The organism is Streptomyces sp. NPDC090442 (assembly GCF_044769405.1).
Lineage (GTDB): Bacteria > Actinomycetota > Actinomycetes > Streptomycetales > Streptomycetaceae > Streptomyces.
The window spans coordinates 1-18,313 of the sequence record NZ_JBIVXW010000114.1; the positions used below are offsets into that span (position 1 = coordinate 1).

The 18,313-nt window shown below is 72.6% G+C and carries 17 protein-coding genes and 1 pseudogene; 12 read left to right on the plus strand and 6 right to left on the minus strand.

Annotated features, from left to right (window positions below; genetic code table 11):
* A pseudogene (locus ACIQU6_RS41720) lies at positions 1–120 on the minus strand (hydroxypyruvate isomerase); the annotation flags it as partial.
* 128 nt (positions 121–248) lie between these two features.
* The gene (gene gcl, locus ACIQU6_RS41725; protein WP_403487440.1) at positions 249–2,030 is read right to left on the minus strand and encodes a glyoxylate carboligase; all 1,782 of its coding nucleotides are present in this window, start codon (positions 2,028–2,030) and stop codon (positions 249–251) included.
* Positions 2,031–2,295: 265 nt separating this feature from the next.
* Between gcl and ACIQU6_RS41730 the strand changes: the two genes are divergently transcribed.
* The 5 genes from ACIQU6_RS41730 (at position 2,296) to ACIQU6_RS41750 (ending at position 7,185) form a co-directional block, all read left to right on the plus strand.
* Positions 2,296–3,441, plus strand: coding sequence for an ATP-binding protein (locus ACIQU6_RS41730; protein ID WP_403487442.1), 1,146 nt, complete (start codon positions 2,296–2,298; stop codon positions 3,439–3,441).
* Positions 3,438–4,136 (plus strand): response regulator transcription factor, encoded by a 699-nt coding sequence (locus tag ACIQU6_RS41735; protein ID WP_403487444.1) that lies wholly within the window; start codon positions 3,438–3,440, stop codon positions 4,134–4,136. The genes ACIQU6_RS41730 and ACIQU6_RS41735 overlap by 4 nt, the downstream gene beginning before the upstream one ends.
* A gap of 203 nt (positions 4,137–4,339) precedes the next feature.
* The gene (wecB, locus tag ACIQU6_RS41740) at positions 4,340–5,473 is read left to right on the plus strand and encodes a non-hydrolyzing UDP-N-acetylglucosamine 2-epimerase (protein WP_403487446.1); all 1,134 of its coding nucleotides are present in this window, start codon (positions 4,340–4,342) and stop codon (positions 5,471–5,473) included.
* A 40-nt stretch (positions 5,474–5,513) separates the two neighbouring features.
* Positions 5,514–6,842: a glycosyltransferase gene (locus ACIQU6_RS41745; RefSeq protein ID WP_403487448.1), complete on the plus strand. Its 1,329-nt coding sequence runs from the start codon at positions 5,514–5,516 to the stop codon at positions 6,840–6,842.
* Positions 6,843–7,002: 160 nt separating this feature from the next.
* Positions 7,003–7,185, plus strand: coding sequence for a hypothetical protein (locus ACIQU6_RS41750; protein ID WP_403487450.1), 183 nt, complete (start codon positions 7,003–7,005; stop codon positions 7,183–7,185).
* Between the two features lie 71 nt (positions 7,186–7,256).
* Here the strand turns inward: ACIQU6_RS41750 and ACIQU6_RS41755 are convergent, their stop codons facing one another.
* Positions 7,257–8,480 (minus strand): acyl-CoA dehydrogenase family protein, encoded by a 1,224-nt coding sequence (locus tag ACIQU6_RS41755; RefSeq protein WP_403487452.1) that lies wholly within the window; start codon positions 8,478–8,480, stop codon positions 7,257–7,259.
* 178 nt (positions 8,481–8,658) lie between these two features.
* On the opposite strand from ACIQU6_RS41755, the gene ACIQU6_RS41760 reads away from it, so the two are divergent.
* Positions 8,659–9,339 (plus strand): TetR family transcriptional regulator, encoded by a 681-nt coding sequence (locus ACIQU6_RS41760; RefSeq protein ID WP_403487454.1) that lies wholly within the window; start codon positions 8,659–8,661, stop codon positions 9,337–9,339.
* 15 nt (positions 9,340–9,354) lie between these two features.
* On the opposite strand, the gene def is transcribed toward ACIQU6_RS41760, so the two are convergent.
* Positions 9,355–9,921 (minus strand): peptide deformylase, encoded by a 567-nt coding sequence (gene def / locus ACIQU6_RS41765; RefSeq protein WP_403487456.1) that lies wholly within the window; start codon positions 9,919–9,921, stop codon positions 9,355–9,357.
* Positions 9,922–10,108: 187 nt separating this feature from the next.
* Here def and ACIQU6_RS41770 point away from each other — a divergent pair, with 187 nt between their 5' ends.
* From ACIQU6_RS41770 to ACIQU6_RS41790, 5 genes are all read left to right on the plus strand, one after another.
* Positions 10,109–11,347: a MurT ligase domain-containing protein gene (locus tag ACIQU6_RS41770; RefSeq protein ID WP_403487458.1), complete on the plus strand. Its 1,239-nt coding sequence runs from the start codon at positions 10,109–10,111 to the stop codon at positions 11,345–11,347.
* Positions 11,348–11,376: 29 nt separating this feature from the next.
* The gene (locus ACIQU6_RS41775; protein WP_403487460.1) at positions 11,377–12,105 is read left to right on the plus strand and encodes a type 1 glutamine amidotransferase; all 729 of its coding nucleotides are present in this window, start codon (positions 11,377–11,379) and stop codon (positions 12,103–12,105) included.
* A 184-nt stretch (positions 12,106–12,289) separates the two neighbouring features.
* Positions 12,290–13,315, plus strand: a complete 1,026-nt coding sequence (locus ACIQU6_RS41780) for a 6-phosphofructokinase (protein WP_403487462.1) — start codon at positions 12,290–12,292, stop codon at positions 13,313–13,315.
* Positions 13,316–13,431: 116 nt separating this feature from the next.
* Positions 13,432–14,391 (plus strand): cytochrome c oxidase assembly protein, encoded by a 960-nt coding sequence (locus tag ACIQU6_RS41785; protein WP_403487464.1) that lies wholly within the window; start codon positions 13,432–13,434, stop codon positions 14,389–14,391.
* Positions 14,392–14,537: 146 nt separating this feature from the next.
* Positions 14,538–14,696: a hypothetical protein gene (locus ACIQU6_RS41790; protein ID WP_403487466.1), complete on the plus strand. Its 159-nt coding sequence runs from the start codon at positions 14,538–14,540 to the stop codon at positions 14,694–14,696.
* A 36-nt stretch (positions 14,697–14,732) separates the two neighbouring features.
* Here the strand turns inward: ACIQU6_RS41790 and ACIQU6_RS41795 are convergent, their stop codons facing one another.
* The gene (locus ACIQU6_RS41795) at positions 14,733–15,149 is read right to left on the minus strand and encodes an SSI family serine proteinase inhibitor (protein WP_403487468.1); all 417 of its coding nucleotides are present in this window, start codon (positions 15,147–15,149) and stop codon (positions 14,733–14,735) included.
* A 283-nt stretch (positions 15,150–15,432) separates the two neighbouring features.
* Here ACIQU6_RS41795 and ACIQU6_RS41800 point away from each other — a divergent pair, with 283 nt between their 5' ends.
* Positions 15,433–16,161: a lysophospholipid acyltransferase family protein gene (locus tag ACIQU6_RS41800; protein WP_403487470.1), complete on the plus strand. Its 729-nt coding sequence runs from the start codon at positions 15,433–15,435 to the stop codon at positions 16,159–16,161.
* A gap of 125 nt (positions 16,162–16,286) precedes the next feature.
* Here the strand turns inward: ACIQU6_RS41800 and ACIQU6_RS41805 are convergent, their stop codons facing one another.
* Positions 16,287–17,921, minus strand: coding sequence for an alpha/beta hydrolase (locus tag ACIQU6_RS41805; protein ID WP_403487472.1), 1,635 nt, complete (start codon positions 17,919–17,921; stop codon positions 16,287–16,289).
* Positions 17,922–18,313: the final 392 nt, after the last annotated feature.

Here is an 18,313-nt window from a genome sequence, read left to right on the forward strand (position 1 = left end):
CCACCACAGCTCCACCGCCGTGAACCCCGCCGCCCGCGCGGCCGCCGGCCGCTCCAGCAACGCAAGCTCGGTGAACAAGATCGACAGATTGACGTTGAAGCGCGTGTCCGTGAAACCCATAGGGCCCGACGCTCCTTCCGAATAGCGGATTTCTTTTTTGCTTTACGGGATGTTGCGGGGCCGGGCGCGGCCGGGCGAGCCGCGCCCGGCACGTCATCCGGACCGGGTCCGGAAACCGACGGCGGCGGTCAGACCTTGAGCGGCTTGATCGCGGTGGGGGCGTGGCCGGGCTCGGTCGCGAGCTCCTCCCACTCGTTGACCTTGTCGATCTCCGCGGCGGCCATCGAGATGTTGGTGACCCGCTCCAGGATCGCCTCCACGATGACCGGGACGCGGTGCTCGGCGGCCAGCTTCTTGGCCTCCTCGAAGGCGGCGCCCAGTTCGCTGGGGTCGGTGACCCGGATCGCCTTGCAGCCCAGGCCCTCGGCGACCTTGACGTGGTCCACGCCGTAGACGCCCAGCTCCGGCGCGTTGATGTTCTCGAACTCCAGGTTGACCTGGAAGTCGATGTCGAAGTTGCGCTGCGCCTGGCGGATCAGGCCCAAGTAGGCGTTGTTCACCAGGACATGGACGTAGGGGATCTTGTGCTGGGCACCGACCGCCAGCTCCTCGATCATGAACTGGAAGTCGTAGTCGCCGGAGAGCGCGACGACCGGGGTCTCCGGGTCGGCCTTGGCGACGCCCAGCGCGGCCGGGATGGTCCAGCCGAGCGGGCCGGCCTGGCCGCAGTTGATCCAGTGGCGCGGCTTGTAGACGTGGAGCATCTGCGCGCCGGCGATCTGGGAGAGGCCGATGGTGGTGACGTAGCGGGTCTCCGGGCCGAACGCCTTGTTCATCTCCTCGTAGACGCGCTGCGGCTTCATCGGGATGTTGTCGAAGTGCGTGCGGCGCTGGAGTTGGGCCTTGCGCTCCTGGGTGGAGGCGGCCCAGTCGCTGCGGTCGGGCAGCTTGCCGGCGGCCTTGAGCTCCTTGGCCACCTCGACGAACAGCTCCAGGGCGGCCTTGGCGTCGGAGGCGATGCCGTAGTCCGGGGCGAAGATCTTGCCGATCTGGGTCGGCTCGATGTCGACGTGGACGAACTTCCGGCCCTTGGTATAGAGGTCCAGCTTGCCGGTGTGGCGGTTGGCCCAGCGGTTGCCGATGCCGAGGACGAAGTCGGACTCCAGGAAGTTGGCGTTGCCGTAGCGGTGCGAGGTCTGCAGGCCGACCATGCCGGCGTTCAGCTCGTGGTCGTCGGGGACGATGCCCCAGCCCATCAGGGTGGGGATGACTGGGGTGCCGGTCAGCTCGGCGAACTCGACCAGCAGCTCCGCCGCGTCGGCGTTGATGATGCCGCCGCCGGCGACGATCAGCGGGCGCTCGGACTCGTTGAGGAGCGCGAGCGCCTTCTCCACCTGGGCGCGGGTGGCGGCCGGCTTGAAGGCGGGCAGCGGCTCGTAGGTCTCCGGGTCGAAGTCGATCTCGGTGAGCTGGACGTCGATCGGCAGGTCGATCAGGACCGGGCCGGGCCGGCCGGAGCGCATCAGGTGGAACGCCTGCTGGAAGACGCCGGGGACCTGGGCGGCCTCCATGACGGTGGTGGCGGCCTTGGCGACCGGCTTGGCGATCGAGGCGATGTCGACGGCCTGGAAGTCCTCCTTCTGGATCACCGCGGTGGGGGCCTGGCCGGTGATGCAGAGGATCGGGATCGAGTCGCCGATGGCGGAGTACAGGCCGGTGATCATGTCGGTGCCGGCCGGGCCCGAAGTGCCGATGCAGACACCGATGTTGCCGGGGTGGGTCCGGGTGTAGCCCTCGGCCATGTGCGAGGCGCCCTCGACGTGGCGCGCCAGTGTGTGGTCGACCCCGCCGGCGGCCTTGAGCGCCGCGTAGAAGGGGTTGATGGCCGCACCCGGCACTCCGAAGGCGTTGGTCACGCCCTCGCGCTTAAGGATCTCCACCGCAGCGCGGGCGGCTGTCATTCGAGGCATCGAGTACTCCTGCGTCGACCTGTCACGGGCATGTCCGACCGAAGAGGTCGGGTCACTGCTTCAATTCCGCATCATGGAATTGAAGTTTTGCTTTATGGAAGGAAAGTAGAGCGAGACGTTCGACCCGTCAAGAGGTGTGGTGCGGCCGCGGACCGGCGGTGGGCGCGGAAAGGCCGCGCACCGGGGAGCGTCCGGTGCGCGGCGCGGGCGGCCGCCGGATCCGCGGTCCGTGAGCGCGCCCCGTTGCGCACGTACCGTGAGCGGGGTGAATCGTGCGCGCGACCGACTACAGGCCGTCCTGGAGGCACTGCCACGGGCGGCGATCGTGCAGAGCGGCGACGCGCACGTCGTCGCCGTCAACCGCCGCTTCATCGAGCTGTTCGGGCTCGACGGGGTGGACCACTCCCCCGGCGCGCCCCTCTGGCCGGTCGTCGAGGAGGTCACCGGCCGGTTCGCGGTGCGGCCGGATCCGGACGGTGCGCGCAGCGCCGCGCTGGCGGCCCGTCGGGTGCACCGCACCGCCGAATTCCCGCTCGCCGACGGCCGGATCATCCGGCGCGAGACGGCTCCGCTGTACGACGCGGACGGGCATCCCTTCGGGACGCTGTGGACCGCCGAGGACGTCACCGAGGCCAAGCGCCGCGAGCACGCGCTGCACCGGGACAACGCGTCGCTGGCCGAACTCGCCCGCCGGCGCAACGAGTTCCTCGCCACCGCCTCGCACAACCTGCGGACCCCGCTGACCTCCGTGCTGAGCTTCTGCGATCTGCTCGCCGACCCGGCGTCCGGCCCGCTCGGCCCGGAGCAGCGGGAGTTCCTCGCCGCGATCCGCCGCAACGCCGAGCGGATGGCGTCGGTGATCACCGAGTTGATGGAGACCGCGGTGTTGCGCGAGCCGCGGCGCCGGCTGGAGTTCGGCACGGTGGACGTGGCCACGATGGTCGAGCACGCCGTGCTGGACCGGATGCCGACGCTGACGGCGGCCGGGGTGTTCACCGTGCTGCGCTGCCGGCCCGGTCCCCCGCTGCACGGCGACGCGCACCGGCTGGCGCAGGTGCTGGACAACCTCCTGGAGAACGCGGCCAAGTTCACGCCGCCCGACGGCCGGGTCGAGGTCGACGCCGAGGCGGACGACGGCGCCTGGCGCATCGAGGTGGCCGACACCGGGATCGGCGTGCCGGAGCAGTACCGGGAGGAGATCTTCTCCGGGTTCGTCCGGGCGCCCAACGCCGAGCACGGCGGCTATCCGGGCACCGGCCTCGGCCTGGCCTTCAGCCGGGACGTGGTGCGCCGGCACGGCGGCGAACTCACCGTCGCGGGCGCCCCGGGCCAGGGGGCGGTCTTCACCGTCCGGCTGCCGGTCGGCGGGCCGGGGCCGGAGGCGGGCGCGGACGGGGCGGGCCCGCGGTGACCCGGATCCTGGTCGTCGAGGACGACCCCGACGTGGCGACCGCGCTGCGCACGCTGCTCACCCGGGCCGGGTACGAGGTGCTCCCCGCCGCGGACGGCCGGGCGGGGCTGCGCCGGCTGTTCGCGGACGACCCCGACCTGATGGTGCTGGACGTCGGGCTGCCGGGGTTGGACGGCTGGCAGGTGCTGGAGCGCACCCGCGACATGACCGACCTGCCGGTCCTGCTGCTCACCGCGCGCGGGGCCGAGAGCGACCGGGTGCGCGGGCTGCGGGCCGGGGCCGACGACTACCTGCCCAAGCCGTTCGGCAACGAGGAGCTGCTGGCCCGGATCGAGGCGCTGCTGCGACGGGCCGCGCCCGCGCGCTGGGCCGGGTCGGCGCAGGACGAGGCGCTGCGGCTGGTGCCCGAGCGCCGCTCGGCGCTCTGGCGGGGCGAGGAGGTGCGGCTCAGCGACATCGAGTACCGGCTGCTCCAGGTGCTGGTCCGCAACCGCGGCCGGGTGGTCACCACCGACCAACTGCTCGACCAGGTCTGGGACGATCCGCAGGGCATCGGCCGGGACCGGGTGAAGTTCGCGGTGCTGCGGGTGCGGCGCAAGCTCCAGCAGGCGGCGGGCAGCCTGGAGAGCGACCCGATCGAGGCGGTGCGCGGGCTGGGCTACCGGTACCGGGCGGACGGGGACGGCTGCCCCTGAGCGGCGGGGCCGGTAGACCGGGGCGCGGGGCGCCACAGGTCCCGTACGGGACGGGACCAAGGTCCCGCGTCCCACCGGCCGCAGGTCCCCTCTTGAGGGCGGGAGCGGGATAGCAACCCTCGGGCAACCGAACGCCAGCCGTCGCGGCAACGGACGGCGGCGACCTTGGTGGACCTCCCCGCCGGTCCTCCCCTGGAGTCGCCATGTCCGCCCTGCCGCCCCGTAGCGTCGCCGTCGTCCTCGGCACCCGTCCCGAGTTGGTCAAGCTCACCGAGCTGATCCGGCTGCTGGGGCCCGCCGCGCACGTCGTGCACACCGGGCAGCACTACGACCAGGAGCTCTCCGACCGCTTCCTGGCCGAGTTCGGGATACCGGAGCCGACGTATCTGACCGGCGTCGGCGGGCAGCCCCGCGCGGTGCAGATCTCGGCCGCGCTGGCCCAGCTCGACGCGGTCCTCCGGGACGGGCCGGCCCGGGCCGTGGTCGTCCAGGGCGACACCAACGCCGCCCTCGCCGGGGCGCTCGCCGCCAACGCCCGCGCCCTCCCGCTCGTCCACGTCGAGGCCGGGCTGCGCAGCCACGACCGCAACATGCCCGAAGAACACAACCGGGTGCTGATCGACCGGATCGCCGACGTGTTGTGCGCGGCGACGCCCGAGAACCGCGCCAACCTGCTCGCCGAGGGCGTCCCGGCCGACCGCATCGACGTCACCGGCAACACCGTGGTCGAGGCGGTGCAGCGCCAACTCCCGTCCGAACGTGAGCGGTTGACGCACCTTGCGGGGCTCGGCCTGGCCCCGGACGGCTATCTGCTGGCCACCGTCCACCGGCCCGAGAACACCGACGACCCGGCCGCGCTGCGGGCCGTCCTGGGCGAACTGGCCGCGCTGGCCGACGAGGTGCCGGTCGTGCTGCCGCTGCATCCGCGCACCCGGGCCCGCGCCGAGGCCGCCGGCCTGGCCGGGCTGCTCGCCCCGCTGCGGGTGACCCGCCCGCTCGGCTACCGGGACTTCCTGGCGCTGGCCCGGCACGCGGCGCTGCTGGTCTCCGACTCCGGGGGCGTCCAGGAGGAGGTCACGGTCCTGGGCCGGCCGCTGGTCGTGGTGCGCAACTCCACCGAACGCCCGGAGGCGATGGCCGACTTCGCCACCTTGGTCGCCCCGGGCCCGGAGCTCGGCCGGGCCGCGCGGGAGCGGCTGGCCCTGGGCGCGGCCGGCCGGGCCCGACTGGCCGCGCTGCCCAGCCCGTTCGGCGACGGCCTGGCCTCCCGGCGGATCGCCGATCTGCTCGCCGACCTGGTGACCGCCCGCACCGCGCCGTACGCCGCGGCCGCCTGACCGCGCCCGACCCGACCGCGCCGCCCCTTCGGAGGACCCCGTGTTCGACAGCCTGCTGATCTTCCTGTTCCCCTTCGCCCTGCTGGCCTGCTTCCTGCTCTACTGGGCCGGGGCCCGCCACTCCTACCGCACCCGCCCGCGCACCGAGCCCGGCGACCCGACCGCGCTGGACTGGCACTTCTTCGTCCCCTGCCGGGACGAGGAGGCGGTGGTCGGCGCCACCGTCAGCCAGTTGCGCGGCGACTTCCCGGCCGCCCACGTGTGGGTGATCGACGACGACAGCGACGACCGGACCGGCCGCATCGTCGCCGCGCTCGCCGAGGAGGACCGCCGGGTCCACCTCGTCCGCCGGGTGCGCCCCGACGCCCGCACCGGCAAGGGCGACGCGCTGAACGCCGCCTACGACCAACTCGGCGAGTTCCTGCCGGAGGGCACCGACCGCTCGCGGGTCGTGGTGTGCGTGGTCGACGCCGACGGGCGGCTGGACCGCTCCGCGCCCGCCGCGGCGGCGGGCCCGACCGGCTTCGGCGACCCCGAGGTCGGCGGCGTGCAGGTGGGCGTGCGGATGCGCAACGTCGACGACGAGCGCCCGCTGCCCGACCGCGGCCGGTACCTCAACTCCCTGGCCCGACTGCTGGTTCGCGTCCAGGACATGGAGTTCGCGGTGTCCAACGCGGGGATGCAGCTGCTGCGGATGCGCACCGGTTCGGTGGGGCTGGGCGGCAACGGCCAGTTCACCCGGCTGTCCGCGCTGGACCGGATAGCCGCCACCGAGCGCCGCCCCTGGAAGCGCGGCGCGCTGCTGGAGGACTACGAGTTGGGCCTGCACATGATCCTGGCCGGCTTCCGGGTCGCCCACCTCCCCGACGTCTGGGTCTCCCAGGAGGGCCTGCCGCACCTGCGCCGGCTGCTGACCCAGCGCACCCGCTGGGCGCAGGGCAACCTCCAGTGCGTCCGCTACGCCCCGCGCATCGTCTCCTCCCGCCACTACGGCGGCCGGGGCGTGCTGGAGACCCTCTACACCTTCTGTCAGCCGGTGGCGCACCTGGTGACGCTGGGGCTGACCGCGGCGCTGCTGGTGCTCGGCGGCTTCGGTTCGCTGGTGCTGTGGCCGCTGGCGGCGATCCTGGCGGCGCTGGCCATCGGCCCGTTCCTGCTGTGGGGTCCGCTGTACCGTCGCGACCACGCGCCGGAGGCGTCCCGGTTGACGGCGGTGCTGTGGGGCGTGGCGCTGTGGCTGTACGCGTATCACCTGTTCGTGGTCTCGGCCCGTGGTTTCGTGCGGATGTTGCGCGGCCGCAACGGGTGGGCGAAGACCCGGCGCAACGCGGAGCCGGTGGCGGACGGCCCGGTGGCCCGGGAGTCGTGACCGTCCCTCAGGCGCCGCGTCTCACCATGCGAACGTGTAACTGATCACATAGCCGGCGGCGCATGGGCCGGGCGTGGTTGGGTAGTCGGGCGCCGGCGGTGCGCCCGTGCCCGCGCCAGGCTGCCGCCGCCTGCCCGATCGATCTTCAGGAGAGTCACCCATGCCCGCCCCCGTCCCAGCCCCCGCGCCCGCCCCGGCGAGCGGTTCACCGATCTACGAGAGCCTGGTCTCGAAACACGGCGACGTGGTCGCCGAGAGCCGTCGCGCCGCGCAGGAGACCCAGCGGGAGGCCGACCGGTTGCTGCACTTCGCCCCGCGGGACGGCCGGGACGGCAGGAACTGAAGCGGCGCCGGAGGGCGGCCCGGGCCTCGCGCCCCGGCCGCCCTCGGGCCGCCCGCCCGTTATCGCCGCCGCTAGCGGATCGGCATCCCGGACAGCGTCCGGGCGATGACCAGCCGTTGGATCTCGCTGGTGCCCTCGAAGATCGTGTAGATGGCGGCGTCCCGGTGCATCCGCTCGACCGGGTACTCCCGGGTGAAGCCGTTGCCGCCGAGGATCTGGACCGCCTGGGCGGTGACCTTCTTGGCGGTCTCGCTGGCGAAGAGCTTGGACATCGAGCCCTCGGCGCTCTCGAACTTCTTGCCCGCGACGGCCATCCAGGAGGCGCGCCAGACCAGGAGGCGGGCGGCGTCGATCTGGGTGCGCATATCGGCCAGTTGGAAGGCCACGCCCTGGTTGTCGATGATCGGGCGGCCGAACTGCTCGCGGGTCCTGGCGTACTCCAGCGCCTCCTCGTAGGCGGCGCGGGCGGTGCCGACGGCCATCGCGCCGACGGCCGGACGGGACGCCTCGAAGGTGGCCATCGCGGCGTTCTTCACCCTCTCGCCCCCCTTCGCGCGCTCGCGGGCCCGGGCCAGCCGCTCGTCCAGCTTCTCCTTGCCGCCGAGCAGGCAGTGACCGGGGACCCGGACGTTCTCCAGCACCACCTCGGCGGTGTGCGAGGCCCGGATGCCGTGCTTCTTGAACTTCTGGCCCTGGGAGAGGCCGGGGGTGTTCGGCGGGACGATGAACGAGGCGTGACCCTTGGAGCCCAACTCCGGGTCGACGACGGCGACCACGACGTGGACGCCTGCGATGCCGCCGTTGGTGGCCCAGGTCTTGGTGCCGTTGAGCACCCACTCGTCCTTGGCCTCGTCGTAGACGGCGCGGGTGCGCATCGAGGCGACGTCGGAGCCGGCGTCCGGCTCGGAGGAGCAGAAGGCGGCGACCTTGACGTCGTCGGCGTCGCCGTACATCTGCGGGACCCAGGTGCCGATCTGCTCCTCGGTGCCGTTGGCCAGTACGCCGACGGCGGCCAGGCCGGTGCCCACGATGGACAGCGCGATGCCGGCGTCGCCCCAGAAGAGCTCCTCCATGGTCATCGGGATGCCGAGGCCGGTGGGGTCGAAGAACTGCTGGGCGTAGAAGTCGAGCGAGTACAGGCCGATCTTGGCGGCCTCCTGGATCACCGGCCAGGGGGTCTCCTCGCGCTCGTCCCACTCGGCGGCCGCGGGGCGGATCACGTCGGCGGCGAAGCCGTGGATCCAGTCACGGACTTCCTTCTGCTCGTCGTTGAGTTCCATGGTGAACTCGGCCATGTCCCCTCCAGTGGTGCGTACGGCCAGCCGTTACTTCCGGTAACCGGAGTCTGTTACCAGCCAGTAATGGATGTCAACTCCTCCCGGGAGCCGAATTGGCCGCGGAGTTCGGGCGTCGAGGAGTCCGGGTGTTACGTTGCGCGAGCGCCACGGATTCACAAGGGTGGGGAGCACGACCATGGAGAGCATCGACAGCGCCGGACAGACCGGCACCGAGCAGGCCGCGACGGACGGCGACCGGCAGCAGGCGACCGAGCGCAGACGACGGGAGCTGCTGGAGGCCGCCGAGCGCATCGTGCTGCGGGACGGCCCGGGAGCGTCGATGAACGCCATCGCCGCCGAGGCCGGGATCACCAAGCCGATCCTCTACCGGCACTTCGGTGACAAGGGCGGCCTCTACCGCGCCCTCGCCGTCCGGCACACCGACGCCCTGCTGGCCAACCTCCGGGCCGCGCTGGACGGCCAGGCGCTGCGCCGGGAGCGCGTCGAGGCCACCCTCGACGCCTACCTCGTCGCCATCGAGACCCGGCCGCAGGTCTACCGCTTCCTGATGCACCCCGCGGACGAGGATGTCCCCTCGGAGTCCGGCTTCGACGTGGGCCGGCACTCCGCTCCCCTGCTGCGCCGGCTCGGCGAGGAGCTGGCCGAGGTCGTCGCCGAACGGCTCGACCTGGGGCCGGACGGCGCGGAGCGGGCCCGGGTGTGGGGGCACGGGATCGTCGGCATGATGCACGCGGCCGGCGACTGGTGGCTGCGCGAACGCCCCTGCTCCCGCGAGCAGTTGGTACACCACCTCACCGATCTGCTGTGGGGCCAACTGGCCACCGCGCAGAACCTCGCCGACGGCCCGGGCTTCTGACCCGGGCGACCGGCCTCAGGCCGGCTCGGCCGCCCGCTCGTCGGTCGCCGCCCACGGGGCACGGGCGAGCGCGCGCAGCGTCCTGCGGCGGCGGAGGCCGGTGAGGTGGTCGAGGTAGAGGCCGCCGCCGAGGTGGTCGCACTCGTGCTGGAGGCAGCGGGCGAAGAAGCCGGTGCCGGTCACCGTCACCGGCCGACCCGTGACGTCGAAGCCAGTCACCACGGCGTGGTCGTGGCGCGGGGTGCCGGCCTCGATACCGGGCAGCGAAAGACAGCCCTCGGGCCCGCGCACCACCGGCCCGTCCGCCTCCACCAACTCCGGGTTGACCAGGTGTCCGAGGTGCCGGCGCTCCTCGTCGTCGGGGCAGTCGTAGACGAACACCCGCAGCGGGACGCCGATCTGGTTGGCGGCCAGGCCCACGCCGTTCGCGGCGTACATCGTCGCGAACATGTCCTCGATCAGCGCGGCCAGTTCGCCGTCGAAGGCGGTGACGTCCGCGCACGGCCCGGTGAGGACCGGATCGCCGTAGAGGCGCAGGGGGCGGGGCGTGCCGGAACTGCCGGGGATGGTGCGGTGGCGCATGGGCCCAGCGTACGTGTCGGGCATTCCGGATGCGGTCACGCAGGTGGCGGAATTCGGGCCGGCCGCCGGATCTCGATAGGCTGCTCCTCGACCGAAGCCTCCGGCCGGTCGGCGGCCGCGGAGGAGGCGCGTTCTCCCGGCAGCCCGCAGGGCAGGGGTGCGCCGGATGCAAGGAGGATCTAGGACCATGGCAGGCAACACGGAGCCGCTGTCGCCGCGGGCCAAGCTGGCCGTGACGGCCGGCAAGGCCGCGGCAGCGGTGTCGCGCGCGGCGGGCCGCGGCAGCGGATCGGTGATCGGCGGCCGGGTGGCACTCAAGCTCGACCCCGACCTGCTGGCCTCGCTGGCCAAGCACCTGGACGTGGTCCTGGTGTCCGCCACCAACGGCAAGACGACCACGACCCGGCTGATCGCCGAGGCGCTGCGGGCCAGCGGGCCGGTGGTCTCCAACGCGCTGGGCGCCAACATGCCCGCGGGCATCACCTCGGCGCTGGCGGGCGGCTCGGACGCCAAGTTCGGCGTCATCGAGGTGGACGAGAAGTACCTGGCGACGGTGGCCCGGGACGTCACGCCGAAGGCCATAGCGCTGCTGAACCTCTCGCGGGACCAGCTCGACCGGGCCGCCGAGACCCGGATGCTGGCCGAGCGGTGGCGCGAGGGGCTGTCCGGCTCCAAGGCCCTGATCATCGCCAACGCCGACGACCCCCTGATCGTCTGGGCGGCCTCGGCGTCCGCGAACGTGGTGTGGGTCGCCGCCGGGCAGGAGTGGAAGGACGACGCGTGGTCCTGCCCCTCGTGCGGCGGGGTCATGCAGCGACCGGGCGACGACTGGTTCTGCGCCGAGTGCGGCTTCCGCCGCCCGACGCCCAGTTGGGCGCTCTCCGGCGACCACGTCCTGGACCCGCACGGCAGCGCCTGGCCGATCAGGCTCCAGCTCCCGGGCCGCGCCAACAAGGCCAACGCCACCACCTCCGCCGCGGTCGCGGCCGCCTTCGGCGTGCCGCCGCAGGTCGCCCTGGAGCGGATGTTCGCGGTGCAGGCGGTGGCCGGCCGCTACGACGTGGTCACCTTCCAAGAGCGGGAGCTGCGGCTGCTGTTGGCGAAGAACCCGGCCGGCTGGCTGGAGACGTTCTCGCTCATCGACGGCCCGCCGACCCCGGTGATCATGTCGGTGAACGCGCGCGGCGCGGACGGCACCGACACCTCCTGGCTGTGGGACGTGGACTACACCCGGCTGGCCGGGCACCCGATCTTCGTGCTGGGCGACCGCAAGCTGGACCTGGCGGTGCGGCTGGAGGTCGCCGGGCTCGACTTCGAGGTGTGCGAGTCCCTCGACGACGCCGTGCGGATGGCCCCGCCCGGCCGCATCGAGGTCATCGCCAACTACACGGCCTTCCAGGACCTGCGCCGCCGCGTGGGCAACTGAGCGCGTTTCACGGACAAGGACGAGCGAGCATGAGTGACAACAGCCTGCGCGTGGTGTGGATCTACCCGGACCTGCTGAGCACCTACGGCGACCAGGGCAACGTCCTGGTGGTGGAGCGGCGGGCGCGCCAGCGCGGCCTGGACGTCCAGCGCCTGGACGTCCGCTCCGACCAGCAGATCCCCACCTCCGGGGACATCTACCTGATCGGCGGCGGCGAGGACCGGCCGCAGCGGCTGGCGGCCGAGCGGCTGATCCGGGACGGCGGCCTGGAGCGCGCGGTCTCCAACGGTGCGATCGTCTTCTCGGTGTGCGCCGGCTACCAGATCCTGGGCCACGAGTTCATCAACGACCTCGGCGAGCGCCAGCAGGGCCTTGGGCTGCTGGACGTGGTCAGCACCCGCGGCGAGGGCGACCGGTGCGTCGGTGACGTACTGGCCGACATCGACCCGCAGTTGGGGCTGCCGCCGCTGACCGGCTTCGAGAACCACCAGGGCGTGACGCACCTGGGCCAGAGCGCCCGGCCGTTCGCCAAGGTGCGGTTCGGCAACGGCAACGGCGTCGGCGACGGCTACGAGGGCGCGTGGAACGACACCGTCTTCGGGACGTACATGCACGGCCCCGTCATGGCCCGCAACCCGCACATCGCGGACCTGCTGATCAAGCTGTCGCTGGACGTCAACGGGCTGCCGCCGGCCGACGACCGGTGGTACGAGGCGCTGCGCCAGGAGCGGATCGCGGCGGCCACCGAGAACGCCTGATCCTGCCCGACGGCAACGGCCGGGCCCGGGCCCTGAGGGTCCGGGCCCGGCCGTTGCCGTCGCGCCGTGTCCGCACTGCGGTCGCCCGTGTGCCGGGGCCCCGCGCGCTTGTAGGCTGAGCGGGATTCCCACCGGACGACGGGGTCCGGGCGTCCGGTTGAGTTGCGATGGGTTGCTGCGAACAATGCGTATTGGTGTGCTCACGTCCGGGGGCGACTGCCCCGGCCTGAACGCCGTCATCCGGTCCGTCGTCCACCGAGCCACCGCCGACCACGGCGACGAGGTGATCGGCTTCAAGGACGGCTGGAAGGGCCTACTGGAATGCGACTACCGCAAGCTGGACCTGGACGCCGTGGGCGGCATCCTGGCGCGCGGCGGCACCATCCTCGGCTCGTCCCGGGTGCAGCCCGCGCACCTGCGGGACGGCGTGGAGCGGGCCCGCGGCCACGTCGCCGAGCTGGGTCTGGACGCGATCATCCCGATCGGCGGCGAGGGCACGCTCAAGGCGGCGCGACTGCTGTCCGACGCCGGGCTGCCGATCGTCGGGGTGCCCAAGACCATCGACAACGACATCGCCGTCACCGACGTCACCTTCGGCTTCGACACCGCGGTGGGGGTGGCCACCGATGCGCTGGACCGCCTCAAGACCACCGCCGAGTCCCACCAGCGCGTGATGATCGTCGAGGTGATGGGGCGACACACCGGGTGGATCGCGCTGCACTCGGGGATGGCGGCCGGCGCGCACGCGATCGTGGTGCCGGAGCGGCCGTTCGACATCGAGGAGTTGACCGCGCGGGTCGCCGAACGGTTCGAGGCCGGCAAGAAGTTCGCGATCGTGGTGGTCGCCGAGGGCGCCAAGCCGCGCGAGGGCACCATGGTCTTCGACGAGGGCGGCACCGACGTCTACGGGCACGAGCGGTTCGCCGGGGTCGCCCGGCAGCTCTCGGTGGAGCTGGAGCGCCGGCTCGGCAAGGAGGCCCGGCCGGTCATCCTCGGCCACGTCCAGCGGGGCGGTACGCCCACCGCGTACGACCGGGTGCTGGCCACCCGCTTCGGCTGGCACGCCGTCGAGGCCGCGCACCGCGGGGAGTTCGGGATGATGACCGCGCTGCGCGGCACCGACATCACGCTGGTGCCGCTCGCGGAGGCGGTCGCCAGTCTGAAGACGGTGCCCGCCGAGCGCTACGACGAGGCCGAGTGCGTGCTGTGACGTGCCCGTAGCCCCTTAGGTGACGCGCGCCCGTAGAGGCGCCCCCGGCCGCCGCGTTGGCCGGGGGCGCCTCTACGCTTGTCGCCGGAGCATTGGTACGAATCAGGAGCGAGCGGATGCATCACAGCGGGCACGGCATGGACGGCATGAACATGGACCTGCCGCCGTTCACGCTCGGGCGGGGCCTCGCGTTCGGCGGTGATGCGTTCTTCCTCGTCGGCTGCCTGCTGGCACTGGCGGTGTACGGCTGGGCGGTCTTCCGGCTGCGGCGGCGCGGCGACGCCTGGCCGGCGGGCCGGGTCGTCGCCTGGGTGCTCGGCGTGCTGACGGTGGCCGTGGCGATGTGCACCAAGCTCAACGACTACGGCATGGCGATGTTCAGCGTGCACATGGTCCAGCACATGATCGTCAGCATGCTCTCGCCGATCCTGCTGCTGCTCGGGGCGCCGGTGACGCTGGCGCTGCGCGCGCTGCCGGCCGCCGGGCGGGGCCGCAAGGGGCCGCGCGAGCTGCTGGTGGCGCTGCTGCACAGCCGCTACATGCGGATCATCACGCACCCGGCGTTCACCATCCCGATGTTCATCGCCAGCCTCTACGCGCTGTACTTCTCACCGCTGTTCGACTTCCTGATGCAGTCGCGGGCCGGGCACATCGCGATGATGGTGCACTTCCTGGCGGTGGGCCTGGTCTTCTTCTGGCCGATCATGGGCGTGGACCCGGGCCCGCACCGCCCCGGGCACATCATGCGGATCCTGGAGCTGTTCGCCGGCATGCCGTTCCACGCGTTCTTCGGCATCGCGCTGATGATGGCGTCCGAGCCGATGGTGGACACCTTCCTCAACCCGCCGGCCTCGTTGGGCATCGACGCGCTGGGCGATCAGCAGGCGGCCGGCGGCATCGCCTGGGCGTTCAGCGAGATCCCCTCGGTGCTGGTGCTGATCGCGCTGGTCTTCCAGTGGTACAAGTCCGAGGAGCGGGTCTCGCAGCGCGCGGACCGGGCCGCGGAGCGCAACGGTGACAAGGACCTCGCCGACTACAACGCCTACCTGGCGTCGCTCAACGCGCGCGGGCAGTAGGCGACCGCCCCGCGCGACCGGCCGGAACCGGCCATCGGCGCGCGGGGGTGATCTGGCGGCACGGGCCGCGGCCGGGGACGATGGTCCCGTGGCCGCGGCCCGCGGCGTTTCCGCCCGCCGGCCGCCGTGGTGAGGAGGTTGCGGGTATGCCCGGATCTGCCAGGGCGATGGCGGTGTGCACGGTGTGCGGGCTGGTGCTGGCGACCGCCTACACCGTGACGTTCGGCGGCAACGGTCTGATCTGGTTCCTGTGGGTGGTGCTGGCGCTGGTCACGGTCGGGGTGGTGACGGCGCGGCAAGTGTGACCCGAGGTGCGGGACGGCGGCCCGAGGGACCGGCGCTCAGAAACGGAAGACCGACCCGGTGGCCGCGTCCATCGTGCAGGCGTTGCCGAACTCCCGGCGCCAGTCGACCGGTGTGCCGTGCCAGGTGCCGGACGCGGCGACGGTGACCGGATCGTACTCCCGGGTGCAGCTGTGCGGCTCGCCGCGCAGGGCGTTCAGGTCGCCGTGCGCGCCGGCCAGTTCGTCGCAGGCGGCGGCGCCGTGCGGATGGGCTCCGCGGGTGTCCGGACAGGTGAGCCGCACTCCGTGGACCCAGGTGTCGCCGGCGCCGGACACGGTCAGGATCAGGCCGTCGGACAGGTCGGGGACGGTGGCGCCGCGGGCCGTCGTCGCGCCGAGCGCGGTGCACAGGGCCACGGTCACGCCCGCCGCCACGGCGGCACGGGAGGTTCGGCGTCGGCGGTTCACGGACATCGGGATCTCCTGGAACGCTCGGGGCGGTGGCACCGGGGCCCACGGGGGACGACGGGCGGCGCCGGCGGCCCCAGGGCACCCCGCCGCGCCCCGGCGCACAAGCGGCCACGCCGTGCGGTCGCCCGTACGGGCCCGCGCCCGCGCCGGCCGTGCGATTCCTATGGCGTCCCGGGCGGTTCCCGACGACCGCTTCCGCGCCTACACTGACGGCCCTGGTCGCCCCCGTGACCTGGCACGATCCGGCCGCGTCGACGGTGGCGGGGGACGGGTGAAGGGGGCCGCCGTGCTCTACCGACTGCTGAAGTACGTGCTGTTGGGCCCACTGCTGCGGCTGATCTTCCGGCCGCGGGTGGAGGGGCTGGAGCGGGTCCCCGACGAGGGCCCGGCGATCATCGCGGGCAACCATCTGTCGTTCGCGGACCACTTCGTGATGCCGGCGGTGGTGCCGCGCCGGGTGACGTTCCTGGCGAAGGCCGAATACTTCACGGGCCCCGGGCTCAAGGGCCGGCTGACCGCGGCGTTCTTCCGCGGGGTCGGGCAGATCCCGGTGGACCGCTCCGGCGGCCGGGCCTCGGCGGCGGCGCTGTCGTCGGGGCTGGCGGTGCTGCGCAAGGGGCGGCTGCTGGGCATCTATCCGGAGGGCACCCGCTCGCACGACGGGCGGCTCTACAAGGGGCGCACGGGGGTGGCCGCGCTGGCCCTCAGGGCGGGGGTGCCGGTGGTGCCGTGCGCGGTGATCGGGACGTTCGAGGCCCAGCCGACCGGGCGGCGGCTGCCGCGGGCGACGCGGGTCACGGTCCGCTTCGGGCCGCCGCTGACGTTCGCGCGGTACGCGGGGCTGGTGGACGAGCGCACCGCGCTGCGGGCCGTCACCGACGAGATCATGTACGCCATCCTCACGCTCTCCGGCCAGGAGTACGTGGACGTGTACGCCACGGACGCCAAGGCCGCGGCACAGGCGGCGTCCCGGGCGGAACCGCGGACGCCCGGGCGGCGGGGGCCGGGCGGCTGACCCGGGCGGTCCGGCCGGCGCCCCAACCGCACCGCGTTCACGCGGAGTTGCCGGCCGGACGGCCCCCGTCACACCAGCCGAGGGGCGGCCGGGACACGAGGTCCCGACCGCCCCTCGGAGCTGGCTCAGCCGGCGGCCTTGGCCGTCTGCTTCGCCGGGACGGGCGTGGCGTGCGGGCCGCAGGTGACGTCCTTCGGGTCCGTGGTGCCCTTCAGGAAGTACGCGTCGACCCGCTCGTTGATGCAGGGGTTGACCAGGCCGGTGACACCGTGCGAACCGGCGTCCCGCTCGGTGATCATGCGGGAGCCCGCGAACCGCTTGTGCAGTTCCACGGCGCCGTCGTACGGGGTCGCCGCGTCACGGGTGCTCTGCACGATGAGGACCGGCGGCAGGCCCTTGCCGGTCTTGACCTCGACCGGGGTCTGCTGCTTGACCGGCCAGGTGGCGCACGGCAGGTTCATCCAGGCGTTGGACCAGGTCATGAACGGCGCCTGCCGGTTGATGCGGGTGTTGTCGCGGTTCCACTTCGCCCAGCTCGTGGGCCACTTGACGTCGGTGCACTCGACGGCGGTGTAGACCGCGTTGCTGTTCTCCGCCTTGACGTTGCCGGCCTTGTCGTCGGGGTGCGACCCGGCGTTGTCGATCAGCGGCTTGGCGTCGCCGGCGAGGTACGCGCTCCAGACCTGGGCGACCTCGGCCCAGGAGCTGTCGTAGTACGGCGCGTTCTGGAAGAACGCGATGAGCTCGGCCGGGCCGACCACGCCGCCGATGGGGTGCTTCTTGGCGGTCGCGCGCAGCTTCTCCCAGGCCGCCTGGACCTTCTCGGGGGTGTTCCCGATGTGGTACGCGGCGTCGTTCTTGGCCACCCACTTCTTCCAGTCGCCCCAGCGGCCCTCGAAGGCTACGTCCTGGTCGAGGTTGGCCTGGTACCAGACCTTCTCCCGGGACGGGTTGACGACGCTGTCGACCAGCATCCGGCGGACGTGGTCCGGGAAGAGCGTGGCGTAGACGGCGCCCAGGTAGGTGCCGTAGGAGACGCCAAGGTAGTTGAGCTTCTTCTCACCGAGCGCGGCGCGGATCACGTCCATGTCGCGGGCGGTGTTCGGCGTCGTCATCTGCGACAGCATCGCCCGGCCGGTGCGCGCCAGGCAGCCCTGGGCGTAAGCGCGCGCCAGCTTGCGCTGGGCCCGCTTGTCCGCCTCGCTGCCCGGCACCGGGTCGGCCTTGGGTGCCTTGACGAACTCCTGCGGGTCCTGGCAGGAGATCGGCGCGGAGTGCCCCACGCCCCGGGGGTCGAAGCCCACGAAGTCGTACGCCTGGGCGGTCTTGACCCACAGCGGGCTCTTGGTGGTCGTACGGGCCGGGAAGCGCAGGCCCGAACCGCCGGGACCGCCGGGGTTGTAGAGCAGCGCGCCCTGCCGCTGCTTCGGACCGCCGGTGGCGACGGCCCGGTCCACGGCGATCTTGATCTTCGGGCCGTTCGGCTTGGCGTAGTCGACCGGGACGGTGACATAGCCGCACTGGATCGGCGCCTTCAGGCCCCAATCGGCCGGGCAGTCCTGCCACTTGATGCCGGCCTTGGCGGCCCGGGCGGCGGCGAGCGCGACGCCCCGGGCCTCGGCGGTGCCGGTGGTCCTGCCGGCGGTCAGGTTGTCACCGGCCCGCTGCTCGCCGGCGACGGCGGGCGCGGCTATCGCACCGGTGAGAAGCGCGCCGGCCACCAGGCTGCCGGCGGCGCCGAGCGCTACTGTTCGTCTCACGTGGTTGATCCCCCTGCGTAGGCCGCACTTGGCGGCGATGATCACCGAGTTACCGGGGGATCATCCTGGCGCGTACAGGCCATGTTTGAACAGATCGCTCCATAACTTCTTTATCAATCCGTAGGGTTAAGTTTCCGTGGCGGATTGCGTTGCGCTGCGCTGCGCTGGGCTTGCTTCCCACGATGTCGGCTTTCCCGCCGTGCGCTGCGCGGGCTTGCTGCCCACGTTGTCGGCTTTCCCGCCGTGCGCTGCGCGGGCTTGCTGCCCACGTTGTCGGCTTTCCCGCCGTGCGCTGCGCGGGGCTGTCGGGTGCGGTGACGGGTCTCCGGGGGTGGTAGGCCAGACTGCTTCGCTTTACGTCTGGCCTACCACCCCCCGCGACCCGACACCAA